This is a genomic window from Streptomyces sp. NPDC015032 (assembly GCF_043080425.1).
In the GTDB taxonomy this organism is placed as follows: domain Bacteria; phylum Actinomycetota; class Actinomycetes; order Streptomycetales; family Streptomycetaceae; genus Streptomyces.
This window is the reverse complement of record NZ_JBIBVN010000001.1, coordinates 141,750-154,323: the sequence shown is the minus strand read 5'-3', so window position 1 is coordinate 154,323 and position 12,574 is coordinate 141,750. Positions and strand designations below refer to the sequence as shown.

The 12,574-nt window shown below is 68.5% G+C and carries 11 protein-coding genes; 10 read left to right on the top strand and 1 reads right to left on the bottom strand.

The annotated features are described in order from the left end of the window. Window positions 1-228 precede the first annotated feature (228 nt). The 3 genes from ACF08M_RS00660 to clpX all read left to right on the top strand — a co-directional run bounded on the left by ACF08M_RS00660 (window position 229) and on the right by clpX (window position 3,051). Window positions 229-834, top strand: coding sequence for an ATP-dependent Clp protease proteolytic subunit (locus tag ACF08M_RS00660; protein WP_177328013.1), 606 nt, complete (start codon window positions 229-231; stop codon window positions 832-834). An 80-nt stretch (window positions 835-914) separates the two neighbouring features. Further along, complete coding sequence (locus ACF08M_RS00655; protein ID WP_351078414.1) at window positions 915-1,595, top strand: ATP-dependent Clp protease proteolytic subunit; 681 nt, start codon at window positions 915-917, stop codon at window positions 1,593-1,595. A gap of 157 nt (window positions 1,596-1,752) precedes the next feature. After that, entirely contained in the window at window positions 1,753-3,051 is a 1,299-nt protein-coding gene (clpX, locus tag ACF08M_RS00650; protein WP_392183059.1) for an ATP-dependent Clp protease ATP-binding subunit ClpX, read from the top strand. Between the two features lie 82 nt (window positions 3,052-3,133). Here the strand turns inward: clpX and ACF08M_RS00645 are convergent, their stop codons facing one another. Continuing rightward, window positions 3,134-4,069: a hypothetical protein gene (locus tag ACF08M_RS00645; protein WP_392183058.1), complete on the bottom strand. Its 936-nt coding sequence runs from the start codon at window positions 4,067-4,069 to the stop codon at window positions 3,134-3,136. Between the two features lie 123 nt (window positions 4,070-4,192). Here ACF08M_RS00645 and ACF08M_RS00640 point away from each other — a divergent pair, with 123 nt between their 5' ends. The 7 genes from ACF08M_RS00640 to mreD all read left to right on the top strand — a co-directional run bounded on the left by ACF08M_RS00640 (window position 4,193) and on the right by mreD (window position 12,538). Beyond that, complete coding sequence (locus ACF08M_RS00640; protein WP_392183057.1) at window positions 4,193-6,841, top strand: valine--tRNA ligase; 2,649 nt, start codon at window positions 4,193-4,195, stop codon at window positions 6,839-6,841. A 138-nt stretch (window positions 6,842-6,979) separates the two neighbouring features. After that, complete coding sequence (locus ACF08M_RS00635) at window positions 6,980-8,503, top strand: bifunctional folylpolyglutamate synthase/dihydrofolate synthase (protein WP_392183056.1); 1,524 nt, start codon at window positions 6,980-6,982, stop codon at window positions 8,501-8,503. Window positions 8,504-8,508: 5 nt separating this feature from the next. Further along, window positions 8,509-8,868 (top strand): DUF4233 domain-containing protein, encoded by a 360-nt coding sequence (locus tag ACF08M_RS00630; RefSeq protein ID WP_392183055.1) that lies wholly within the window; start codon window positions 8,509-8,511, stop codon window positions 8,866-8,868. A 96-nt stretch (window positions 8,869-8,964) separates the two neighbouring features. Next, a complete protein-coding gene (ndk, locus tag ACF08M_RS00625) occupies window positions 8,965-9,378 on the top strand; it encodes a nucleoside-diphosphate kinase (RefSeq protein WP_392183054.1) in 414 nt (137 codons plus the stop codon). Window positions 9,379-9,668: 290 nt separating this feature from the next. Then, window positions 9,669-10,688: a rod shape-determining protein gene (locus tag ACF08M_RS00620; RefSeq protein WP_392183053.1), complete on the top strand. Its 1,020-nt coding sequence runs from the start codon at window positions 9,669-9,671 to the stop codon at window positions 10,686-10,688. A 124-nt stretch (window positions 10,689-10,812) separates the two neighbouring features. Beyond that, window positions 10,813-11,865, top strand: coding sequence for a rod shape-determining protein MreC (gene mreC, locus ACF08M_RS00615; RefSeq protein WP_392183052.1), 1,053 nt, complete (start codon window positions 10,813-10,815; stop codon window positions 11,863-11,865). A gap of 10 nt (window positions 11,866-11,875) precedes the next feature. Next, window positions 11,876-12,538, top strand: a complete 663-nt coding sequence (gene mreD, locus ACF08M_RS00610; RefSeq protein WP_392183051.1) for a rod shape-determining protein MreD — start codon at window positions 11,876-11,878, stop codon at window positions 12,536-12,538. Window positions 12,539-12,574: the final 36 nt, after the last annotated feature.

Genomic DNA, 12,574 nt, shown 5'->3' with positions numbered 1-12,574 from the left:
GTGTGCGTCCGGAGCCCGTCGTCGTAGGGCGTACGGTGCCCCACAACCCTTGTGCGGACTGCGGACCTTGCGCTCCCAGCGAACAGTTGCGGAAGCGGGATGGCGTTGTCCCACCTGCGCGTTAGGGTCCATGAATAGGAAGGGCAGGGGAGCCCCCGCCCACCGGTACGAAGACGCTGAGACGGCCGGAGCCGTCAGAGACGAGCAGGTGGATACGTGACGAATCTGATGCCCTACGCCGCCGGAGAGCCGTCCCTCGGTGGAGGCCTCGGTGACCAGGTCTACAGCCGGCTGCTCGGCGAGCGCATCATCTTCCTCGGCCAGCAGGTCGACGACGAGATCGCCAACAAGATCACCGCGCAGCTGCTTCTTCTCGCCGCGGAGCCCGAGAAGGACATCTACCTCTACATCAACAGCCCCGGCGGCTCGGTGACGGCCGGCATGGCGGTCTACGACACCATGCAGTACATCCCGAACGACGTGGTCACCATCGGCATGGGCATGGCGGCGTCGATGGGCCAGTTCCTGCTCACCGGCGGCACCGCGGGCAAGCGCTTCGCGCTCCCGAACACCGACATCCTCATGCACCAGGGTTCGGCCGGTATCGGCGGTACGGCCTCGGACATCAAGATCCAGGCCCAGTACCTGCTGCGTACCAAGCAGCGGATGGCGGAGATCACCGCCCGCCACTCCGGCCAGACCGTCGAGACGATCATCCGCGACGGCGACCGCGACCGCTGGTACACCGCGGAGGAGGCCAAGGAGTACGGCCTCATCGACGAGATCATCACGATCGCATCGGGCGTTCCGGGCGGCGGCGGCACCGGCGCCTGATCCGGCACCCACCGGATCCGGCTCCATCGCCCCGCGCACCTCTCGTACGCCGAGACACCCAGCCACAGAACGCCACCAGGATGGTGAACACCCACATGAACAACTTCCCCGGCGCCTCCGCGAGCGGCCTCTACACCGGCCCGCAGGTGGACAACCGCTACATCGTGCCGCGCTTCGTGGAGCGCACCTCGCAGGGCGTGCGCGAGTACGACCCGTACGCGAAGCTCTTCGAGGAGCGCGTGATCTTCCTCGGTGTGCAGATCGACGACGCCTCCGCCAACGACGTCATGGCGCAGCTGCTGTGCCTGGAGTCGATGGACCCGGACCGGGACATCTCGATCTACATCAACAGCCCCGGCGGCTCGTTCACCGCGCTCACCGCGATCTACGACACGATGCAGTTCGTGAAGCCGGACATCCAGACGGTCTGCATGGGCCAGGCGGCCTCCGCCGCCGCCGTGCTGCTCGCCGCGGGTACGCCCGGCAAGCGGATGGCGCTGCCCAACGCCCGTGTGCTGATCCACCAGCCGTCTTCGCAGACCGGCCGTGAGCAGCTCTCCGACCTGGAGATCGCGGCCAACGAGATCCTGCGGATGCGTACCCAGCTGGAGGAGATGCTGGCCAAGCACTCCACCACGCCGCTGGAGAAGATCCGCGACGACATCGAGCGCGACAAGATCCTGACCGCCGAGGACGCCCTCGCCTACGGTCTCGTCGACCAGATCGTGTCGACCCGCAAGCAGGCGGCCACGGCCGTCTGACGTCGGCCTTCACCCCTTGGCACGCCGGGTTCGTCCGGTCTCGGCCGTGTGAACCGTGCCAAGGGGGGCCCGAACGGGGGGCAAGGCAAGGTACCGTCGGATAGAGGCACCAGGAGCCGCTGAACCAAGCTGCTCCCAGGCGAAGGGGAAGCACCTCGTGGCACGCATCGGTGATGGCGGCGACCTGCTCAAGTGCTCGTTCTGCGGAAAGAGCCAGAAGCAGGTGAAGAAGCTCATCGCGGGACCCGGTGTGTACATCTGCGACGAGTGCATCGATCTCTGCAACGAGATCATCGAGGAGGAGCTCGCGGAGACCTCCGAGGTGCGGTGGGAGGAACTCCCCAAGCCGCGCGAGATCTACGAGTTCCTCGAGGGGTACGTCGTCGGGCAGGAGCCCGCGAAGAAGGCCCTCTCGGTCGCTGTGTACAACCACTACAAGCGGGTCCAGGCGGGCGAGAACGGCGGTGCGCAGGGCCGCGACGACGCCATCGAACTGGCCAAGTCCAACATCCTGCTGCTGGGGCCCACGGGTTCCGGCAAGACGCTGCTCGCACAGACCCTGGCCCGGATGCTCAACGTCCCGTTCGCCATCGCCGACGCGACGGCGCTGACGGAGGCCGGCTATGTCGGCGAGGACGTCGAGAACATCCTGCTGAAGCTGATCCAGGCCGCGGACTACGACGTCAAGAAGGCCGAGACCGGGATCATCTACATCGACGAGATCGACAAGGTCGCCCGCAAGAGCGAGAACCCGTCGATCACCCGCGATGTCTCCGGCGAGGGCGTCCAGCAGGCCCTGCTGAAGATCCTGGAGGGCACCACCGCCTCCGTACCTCCGCAGGGCGGCCGGAAGCACCCGCACCAGGAATTCATCCAGATCGACACGACGAACGTGCTGTTCATCGTGGGCGGCGCCTTCTCCGGTCTGGAGAGGATCATCGAGTCGCGGGCGGGTGCCAAGGGCATCGGCTTCGGCGCGACGATCCGTTCCAAGCGCGAGATCGAGGCGAGCGACCAGTTCCAGGAGGTCATGCCGGAGGACCTGGTGAAGTTCGGGATGATCCCGGAGTTCATCGGCCGGCTGCCCGTCCTCACCTCGGTCCACAACCTGGACCGCGAGGCGCTGCTGCAGATCCTCGTCGAGCCGCGCAACGCGCTGGTGAAGCAGTATCAACGCCTGTTCGAACTCGACGGTGTCGAGCTGGACTTCGACCGCCCGGCCCTGGAGGCCATCGCCGACCAGGCGATCCTGCGCGGCACCGGGGCGCGTGGCCTGCGGGCCATCATGGAGGAGGTCCTCCAGTCCGTGATGTACGAGGTGCCGTCCCGCAAGGACGTCGCCCGCGTCGTCATCACGGCGGACGTCGTCCGCGACAACGTGAACCCGACCCTGGTCCCGCGCGAGCCGCGCACGATCGGCAAGGGCGACGACGGGCGGCACGAGAAGTCGGCGTAGCGGCAGCGGCATGTGAATGCAAACGGAAGGGGCGCCCGGCCAGTTGGACTGGCGGGGCGCCCCTTCTGCCGTTCCGCGTGCGCTACTTGACCTCGACGCGGACGTCATTGCGGAGTTTGGCCGCATCGTTGGCTGCGTCGTCCAGGGAGACGCTCTTGCCGGTCATCATGCCCGCCATGTCCAGGTCCATGACGTACACCACGGTGCTGTGGTCGCCCCAGATGCAGAAGGGCATGGTGGTTTCCTTACCGCCCCCGGTGCTGCTGATGTCCGTGACTTTCGCTTCCTGGCACTTCAGGACACCGTTCTCGAACCCGGCCGGGGTGAAGGCCTTCGGGCTGCCGACGAACTCGCTCTTGGTCCTGTCCTCGGGGTCCGGGGCCTTCGCAGCCTCGGACTTCATCTTGGCGAACATGGCGTCGACGACCTTCTCGGGGTCCTCGATGTCACCGTAGACGCCGTTGAACGACAGCATTTTCTCGGTGGCCGCCTCGCCGGAGGTGTAACTGGCACCGGCGTTCTTGGCGTTGCGAACCCCCCAGCCCTCGGCCTCCTTGACGTCCTTCGCCGTCATCTTGTTCCCGTCCCCCTGGCCGGGGCTCTTCTTGTACGCACCGTTGAGCACCGTCTCCGGCGTCGTCAGCTTGTACGTCTTGCCGTCGTCGGCGACCGAACTGCCCCCGCCCGACGTCAGGAAGTACACCCCGCCCGCGATGACCGCCATGGCCACGATCACGCCGCCGACGATCAGGCCGGTCTTCTTCTTCGGCTGGGCCGGGGGGAACGGGGGCTGGCCGCCGTACTGCGGGCCTCCGTACGGGGGCGCGGGCGGTTGCTGGCCGTAGGGACCCGGCTGCTGGGCCTGCGGGTAGCCGTAGCCCGGCTGGGGCGGCTGCTGCGGGTACCCGTATCCGGGCTGCCCCTGCGGCGGCTGCTGGCCGTACGGACCCGGCTGCTGGCCGTACGGACCGGGCTGGTTGTAGCTCATCTGCGGTGTCCCCTGTTCGGAAGTGCTCATCGGAATGCTTATGTGTTCCGAACATCCTGACGGAAGGTTCACTCGCAGGGAGTACTGGGAGGCACACCGTTACTGAACAATCCCGTTTCAGCGCACGACTGTGACGGCCCTAAACTGTCCCCCGTGACCGAGAACACTCAGCAGACGCCAGCCAGCAACCCCGAACTGCCGACCCAGTACGCACCGGCCGAGGTAGAGGGGAAGCTGTATGAGCGCTGGGTAGAACGTGGTTACTTCGAGGCCGACGAGCACAGCGAGAAGCCGCCGTACTCCATCGTCATCCCGCCGCCCAACGTCACGGGCAGCCTGCACCTGGGGCATGCCTTCGAGCACACGCTGATCGACGCCCTCGTCCGCCGCAAGCGCATGCAGGGCTTCGAGGCGCTGTACCAGCCGGGCATGGACCACGCCGGCATCGCCACCCAGAACGTCGTCGAGCGCGAGCTCGGCAAGGAGGGCAAGTCCCGCCACGACCTGGGGCGTGAGGCGTTCGTCGAGCGCGTCTGGAAGTGGAAGAACGAGTCCGGCGGCCAGATCTCCGGCCAGATGCGCCGGCTCGGCGAGGGCGTCGACTGGGCCCGTGAACGCTTCACCATGGACGAGGGCCTGTCCACCGCCGTCCAGACCGTCTTCAAGAAGATGTATGACGACGGGCTGATCTACCGCGCCGAGCGCATCATCAACTGGTGCCCGCGCTGTCTGACCGCGATCTCGGACATCGAGGTCGAGTACCAGGACGACGACGGCGAGCTCGTCTCCATGACGTACGGGGAGGGCGACGACACCATCGTCGTCGCCACCACCCGCGCCGAGACGATGCTCGGTGACACCGCGGTCGCCGTCCACCCCGGCGACGAGCGCTACAAGCACCTGGTCGGCAAGCAGATCAAGCTGCCGCTGACCGACCGCACGATCCCCGTCGTCGCCGACCACCACGTCGACCCGGCGTTCGGCACCGGCGCCGTGAAGGTCACGCCCGCCCACGACCCGAACGACTTCGAGATCGGCAAGCGCCACGACCTGCCGTTCCTCACGGTCATGGACGAGCGCGCCGTCATCACCGTCCCCGGCCCGTTCGAGGGACTCGACCGCCTGGAGGCCCGGTCCGCGATCGTCGGTGCGCTGCGCGCCGAGGGCCGGATCGTCGCCGAGAAGCGTCCGTACCTCCACTCCGTCGGCCACTGCTCGCGCTGCAAGACCACCGTCGAGCCGCGCCTGTCGCTCCAGTGGTGGGTCAAGGTCGGCCCGCTCGCCAAGGCGGCCGGCGACGCCGTCCGCGACGGCAAGGTCAAGATCCACCCGCAGGAGATGGAGAAGCGCTACTTCGACTGGGTCGACAACCTCCACGACTGGACGATCTCGCGCCAGCTCTGGTGGGGCCACCGCATCCCCGTCTGGTACGGCCCGAACGGCGAGGTCGTCTGCGTCGGACCGGACGACGAGGCCCCCACCGGCGAGGGCTGGACCCAGGACCACGACGTCCTGGACACCTGGTTCTCCTCCGGCCTGTGGCCGTTCTCCACGCTCGGCTGGCCGGAGCGGACCGACAGCCTCGCGAAGTTCTATCCGAACTCCGTCCTGGTCACCGGCTACGACATCCTCTTCTTCTGGGTCGCCCGGATGATGATGTTCGGCCTGTACGTCAACGACGGCGTCCCGCCGTTCGAGACCGTCGTCCTGCACGGCATGGTCCGCGACGAGTTCGGCAAGAAGATGTCGAAGTCCTTCGGCAATGTCGTCAACCCGCTCGACTGGATGGACAAGTACGGCTCCGACGCGCTGCGCTTCACCCTGGCGCGCGGTGCCAACCCGGGTGTCGACGTGCCGATCGGTGAGGACTGGGTCCAGGGCTCCCGCAACTTCGCCAACAAGATCTGGAACGCCACGCGCTTCGCGCTGATGAACGGCGCGACGGTCGAGGGCGAACTGCCGCCCGCCGACCAGCTGTCGGTGACCGACCGGTGGATCCTGTCGCGGCTCAACAAGACGGTCGCCGAAGTCGACGCGTTCTACGACGACTTCCAGTTCGCCAAGCTCAGCGAGGCGCTCTACCACTTCGCGTGGGACGAGGTCTTCGACTGGTACGTCGAGCTGTCCAAGACGACGTTCTTCGCGGGCGGCGAGCAGGCCAAGGTCTCCGGCCGGGTCCTCGGCGAGGTCCTCGACGTGATGCTGCGACTGCTCCACCCGGTGGTCCCGTTCGTCACCGAGACCCTCTGGACCACGCTGACCGGCAAGGAGTCCGTCGTCATCGCCGACTGGCCGGCCGCTGTGTCCGTTCCTGGGGCCGGCGTCCCGGGCGGCTTCCGCGACGACGCCGCGGAGCGGGAGATCGCACTCGTCCAGCAGGTCGTCACCGAGGTCCGACGGTTCCGTTCCGACCAGGGCCTGCAGCCCGGCCAGAAGGTCCCGGCCGAGCTCACCCTGACCGGCACCGCGCTCGCCCCGCACGAGGCCGCCATCCGGCAGGTGCTGCGCCTGCAGCCGGCCGGGGAGGGCTTCCACGCCACCGCGTCGCTGCCGGTCGCCGGGGCCACGGTCGCCCTCGACCTGTCCGGCACGATCGATGTCGAGGCCGAGCGCAAGCGCCTGACGAAGGACCTGGGCGCCGCCGAGAAGGAGAAGGCCCAGGCCAACGGCAAGCTCTCCAACGAGGCGTTCCTCGGCAAGGCCCCGGACAACGTGGTCGACAAGATCCGCGGCCGGCTCGCCAAGGCCGAGGCGGACATCGAGCGGATCACCAGCCAGCTGGCGAACCTGCCACAGGGCTGATCACCCGCCGACGGCGAAGCCCCCCGTACCCCGCGCTGCCGGGAGTACGGGGGGCTTCGCCCGTCTCCGCGCACGGTCAGGACTCCGGCGTCACCGGGCGCCGCGCACGATGTCCGTGCCCATCCGTAGACTGGCCCCGTGAGTGAGCCCCGCCCTTCCGACCGGCACGACGCCTCCGATCCCGACGACGCCTTCGCGGAGATCGTCGACGAAGCGACCCAGCGCGATCCCGACCTGGCGGTGATCGAGGCCGGGAGCCGTACGCTGCGTACCCACTCGGGGCCGCCACCGGGCCAGGACGTCCCCGCCCGCCCCGCCGACCCCGAGGTGGACAAGGCGCTGCGCGCCGTGGAGCAGGAACTCGCCGGACGCTGGGGTGAGACCAAGCTGGAGCCTTCCGTCACGCGCATCGCCGCGCTGATGGACGTGCTCGGCGAACCGCAGCGCGCGTACCCCTCGATCCACATCACCGGGACCAACGGCAAGACGAGCACGGCCCGCATGATCGAGGCCCTGCTCGGCGCCTTCGATCTGCGTACCGGCCGCTACACCTCGCCGCACGTCCAGTCGATCACCGAGCGGATCAGCCTGGACGGCGCCCCGATGGACCCCGAGCGGTTCATCGAGGCATACCGGGACATCAAGCCGTACGTGGAGATGGTCGACGCCCAGCAGCCGTACCGGCTCTCCTTCTTCGAGGTGCTGACCGGCATGGCGTACGCGGCCTTCGCCGACGCGCCGGTCGACGTCGCCGTCGTGGAGGTCGGCATGGGCGGCAGCTGGGACGCGACGAACGTCATCGACTCCTCGGTCGCCGTCGTCACCCCCATCTCGCTGGACCACACCGACCGGCTCGGGACCACGCCGGCCGAGATCGCCGGTGAGAAGGCCGGGATCATCAAGCAGGGCGCCACGGTCGTCCTCGCCCAGCAGCCCGTCGACGCCGCGCAGGTCATGCTGAAGAAGGCCGTCGAGGTGGACGCCACGGTCGCCCGGGAAGGCATGGAGTTCGGTGTCCTCTCCCGTGAGATCGCCGTCGGCGGCCAGCTGCTGACGCTGCGCGGCCTCGGCGGCGAGTACGACGAGGTCTTCCTCCCGCTGTACGGCGCCCACCAGGCGCACAACGCCGCGGTGGCGCTCTGTGCCGTGGAGGCGTTCTTCGGGATCGGTGCCGAGCAGCCCGGCGCACTCGACATCGACACGGTCCGCCGGGCCTTCGCCTCGGTTCTCTCGCCGGGCCGCCTCGAAGTCGTCCGCTCCAGCCCGACCGTCGTCCTGGACGCGGCCCACAACCCGGCGGGCGCCCGCGCCACCGCAGACGGGCTCTCCGAGGCGTTCGGCTTCTCCCGGCTGATCGGTGTGGTCGGCGCCAGCGGCGACAAGGACGTCAGGGGGCTTCTCGAAGCCTTCGAGCCGATCTTCGCCGAGGTCGTCGTCACCCAGAACTCCAGCGGCCGCGCGATGGACGCCGACGAACTGGCCGCCGTCGCGGTCGAGGTCTTCGGCCAGGACCGCGTCCAGGTCGAGCCGCGCCTCGACGACGCGCTGGAGGCGGCGATCACCCTCGCCGAGGAGGAGGACGAGTACGCGGGCGCCGGCGTCCTGGTGACCGGTTCCGTGATCACGGTCGGCGAGGCCCGGCTGCTCCTGGGAAGGCACTGACCGATATGCGTACGCTCTGTGCATCGACGCTGATCGGTGAATTCTTCGTGATCGGATTCGCCGGGCTCGTCGCGATGAAGTCCGACGACCTCTCGAACACCACGGTCTGGACGGTGTGCGGCATTGGCATGCTGCTCTCCGTACTGCTCTGCGGAATGATCAGCCGCCCCGGTGGAATACAGCTCGGCTGGGCGCTGCAGATTGCCCTGGTGCTGAGCGGCTTCGTCGTCCCGATGATGTTTGTCCTCGGTCTGATCTTCGGGGGTCTGTGGTGGGCCTCGGTGCACTACGGCCGCAAGATCGACGAGGCGAAGGCGCGCTGGGCGGCCGCGGAGGAGGCGGCCGAGGCCGCGGCTGGTGGCTGATCCCGTGCCCCGGGGCCAAACCCGGCCGCGGGCCCGTTCCCGTACCCCTGTAATCTCGCTTCACCGCACCCGCATGCCTGCAAGGAGCCGCACACCATGACCCAGCGCACCCTCGTCCTGCTCAAGCCCGACGCGGTCCGGCGCGGACTGGTCGGCGAGATCGTCGGGCGGATCGAGCGCAAGGCCGGCTGGCGGATCACCGCGCTGGAGCTGCGCACCCTCGACCGCGCCACGCTGGAGCAGCACTACGCCGAGCACGTCGGCCGCCCGTTCTACGAGCCGCTCGTCGAGTTCATGCAGTCCGGCCCGATCGTGGCGCTGGTCGCCGAGGGCGAGCGGGTCATCGAGGGCATCCGTACGATGGCCGGCCCCACCGACCCGATCGCCGCCGCGCCCGGTTCCATCCGCGGTGACTTCGGCACGATCACCCGGGAGAATCTCATCCACGCCTCGGACTCCGAGGAGTCCGCGGAGCGAGAACTGAAGCTTTTCTTCCCGGGACTCGTCTGACCCCGAATCAGCCGAACAGCGCTCGTGGCCCGGGGCGACCGAATTAATTCGGTCGCCCTTCGGCTTAGGGTTGCGGATCACGGGAACGCATCACTCCGACGAAACGTCACCATGAGTGGAACGGCCACCCGTTCCGCCCACAAAGGCGAAGGACCCTCGCGTCGTGTCCGTTCACACGGCACTACGATGGAATCTTCCACGCCTACAGCGCTCACCTCGCCGACCAGAACAAGCCATCATCGCTTTTCCGGAAGGCCCGACGCATCCTCATGGGGAACAAGGGGAACTCAATGTCGTTCATCGGCCGTGACATGGCTATCGACCTCGGGACTGCCAACACGCTGGTGTACGTCAGGGGGCGCGGCATCGTTCTGAACGAGCCGTCCGTCGTGGCCATCAACACCAACACCGGCGGCATCCTGGCGGTCGGCTCCGAGGCCAAGAAGATGATTGGGCGTACACCGGGCAACATCGTTGCCGTGCGGCCCCTGAAGGACGGCGTGATCGCCGACTTCGAGATCACCGAGCGGATGCTCCGCTACTTCATCCTGAAGATCCACAAGCGCCGCTACCTGGCCCGCCCGCGCGTCGTCGTCTGCGTGCCCTCCGGCATCACCGGGGTCGAGCGACGCGCCGTCATCGAGGCGTCGACGCAGGCCGGCGCGCGCCAGGTGCACATCATCGAGGAGCCCATGGCGGCCGCCATCGGCTCCGGGCTGCCGGTCCACGAGGCCACCGGCAACATGGTCGTCGACATCGGCGGCGGCACCACCGAGGTCGCGGTCATCTCGCTCGGCGGAATCGTCACCGCCCAGTCGATCCGGACCGCCGGTGACGAGCTGGACAACGCGATCATCCAGCACATCAAGAAGGAGTACTCGCTCCTCCTCGGCGAGCGCAGCGCCGAACAGATCAAGATCACCATCGGTTCGGCGTACGACCTGGAGAAGGACGAGCACACCGAGATCCGCGGCCGCGACCTGGTCTCCGGCCTGCCCAAGACCGTGGTCATCTCGGCCGCCGAGGTCCGCAAGGCCATCGAGGAGCCGGTCAACGCGATTGTTGACGCCGTGAAGACCACGCTCGACAAGTGCCCGCCGGAGCTCTCCGGCGACGTCATGGACCGCGGTATCGTCCTCACCGGCGGCGGCGCGCTGCTGCGCGGACTGGACGAGCGGTTGCGCCGCGAGACCGGCATGCCGATCCATATCGCCGAGGACCCGCTGGACTCGGTGGCGCTCGGATCCGGCAAGTGCGTCGAGGAGTTCGAGGCACTCCAGCAGGTGCTGGACGCCCAGCCGCGCCGGTAGACGGCGGGCCCGGCCCGCGGACGAACAACACAGCGGTCTGCTGTGCGGACCACTGCCGGTCCGTACGGCCGATCGTTGATATACAGGCACGAACATTCCGACGAGGAAGGCACGGCCGCCGCACGTGAGGGACACACGAGAGAGCCGGCTGCTCCTGGTGCTGCTGATCGCCATCGCGTTCGCACTGATCACGGTGGACATCCGCGGTGGCGAGGAGTCACCGGTGGACGGCGCCCGGCGGGCCGCCGCCACGGTCTTCGGACCCGTTGAGAACGGCGTCGCGGCGGCCGTCGACCCGGTGGGCAACGCCATAGGAGCGGTACGCGACTCCGGCACACGGCACAACCGGATCGCCGAGCTGGAGCAACAGAACGCCGCGCTCAAGGCGAAGCTCGGCAGCGACGACCGAAACCGCAACCGGGTCCGCGAGCTGGACGAGATGCTGAAGAAGTCGGCCGCCGGACAGTACGGCATCAAGGGCGCCGAGGTCATCGCCATAGGAGCGGCCCAGGGCTTCTCCTGGACGATCACCATCGACGCGGGCTCAAACGACGGCGTCAAGCGCGACATGACCGTCATCAACGGTGACGGACTGGTCGGCAGGGTCACCACCGTCGGCCCGGACACCGCCACGGTGCTCCTGGCCAACGACCCCGACTTCACCGTCGGCACCCGCATGGAGAAGACCGACGAACTGGGCTTCGCCACCGGCCAGGGCACCCAGCCGCTGTCGGTCCAGTTCCTCAACGGCAAGGCCAAGGTGAAGAAGGGCGACCGCCTGGTCACCTTCGGCTCCAGCAAGGACAAGCCGTTCGTACCCGGCGTCCCGGTGGGCGAGGTCGTCCGCGTCGACCCGTCCGGCGGCGGCCTGACCCGTACCGTCTACGTCCGCCCGTACGCCGGGTTCACCAAGCTCGACATCGTCGGCATCGTCGTGCAGGCCCCGCGCGAGGACCCCCGCGACATGGTCCTGCCGAAGGCGCCCGCCAAGCCCGCCAAGCCCAAGCCCACCCCGACCGTCACCGTGACGATCTCGCCCAACGGCGACATCGTCGACACCGAGGGCAACGTCGTCGGGAACATCCACGAGAGCCCGGATGCGAGCGGATCGCCGGACCCCGACAGCAGTCCGGGTGCCACACCGAACGCCGACACCGCGGTAGACGAGCAGAGGTAGAGCTGATCCCATGCGCTTGAACCGGACTCTGCTCTCCGTCGTCCTGGTCGTCGTCGCCCTCGTCGTCCAGGTCTCCGTCCTCGCCCGGCTCCAGCTCCCCGGCGCCGTGCCCGACCTGCTGCTCCTCGTCGTCCTCGCTCTCGCCTTCGTGTACGGGCATGTCAGCGGGGCCCTCATCGGCTTCGGCGCGGGACTCCTCGCCGACCTGGTACCGCCCGCCGACCACGCCGCCGGCCGCTACGCACTGGTCCTCTGCGTCATCGGCTACCTCGCCGGACTCGTCAAGCCGGAGAGCGGGCCGCTCAAGTCGGCGGCCGTCCCGATGATCGGGGTCGTCGCCGCGGCGATCGGCTCGACCCTGCTGTACGCGCTCGTCGGCGCGCTCGTCGGGGACACGGCGGCCCGTCATGTGGGCCTCGGCAGCCTGGTGTTCACCGCCGCCGTCTACGACCTGCTCCTCGCGCCGTTCGTCGTGCCCCTGGTCATGGCGATCGCCAGACGCACGGTGAACGACCCGCTCGCCGACTCGTCCGGCGGCGGCGACGTCGCCGCGGGCTGGCTGGCCTCCGGCACCGGACTGCGGATCGGCGGCCAGCGCGCCGGACTGCGCGCCAGGACCGCCCGCGGCCGCGCGGCACGCACCGGACGGATCAAGGGAGTCAAGCGACTGTGAGGCCGCACCACAGCGGGGACACCGTGCGTACCCCCG

Bases quoted from the DNA above. Each gene is read 5' to 3' on its own strand.
- ACF08M_RS00660 (WP_177328013.1), top strand. From the start codon at position 229: ATGCCCTACGCCGCCGGAGAGCCGTCCCTCGGTGGAGGCCTCGGTGAC.
- ACF08M_RS00655 (WP_351078414.1), top strand. From the start codon at position 915: ATGGTGAACACCCACATGAACAACTTCCCCGGCGCCTCCGCGAGCGGC.
- ACF08M_RS00645 (WP_392183058.1), bottom strand. From the start codon at position 4,069: ATGAGCACTTCCGAACAGGGGACACCGCAGATGAGCTACAACCAGCCC.
- ACF08M_RS00630 (WP_392183055.1), top strand. From the start codon at position 8,509: ATGCGTACGCTCTGTGCATCGACGCTGATCGGTGAATTCTTCGTGATC.
- ndk (WP_392183054.1), top strand. From the start codon at position 8,965: ATGACCCAGCGCACCCTCGTCCTGCTCAAGCCCGACGCGGTCCGGCGC.
- ACF08M_RS00620 (WP_392183053.1), top strand. From the start codon at position 9,669: ATGTCGTTCATCGGCCGTGACATGGCTATCGACCTCGGGACTGCCAAC.
- mreD (WP_392183051.1), top strand. From the start codon at position 11,876: ATGCGCTTGAACCGGACTCTGCTCTCCGTCGTCCTGGTCGTCGTCGCC.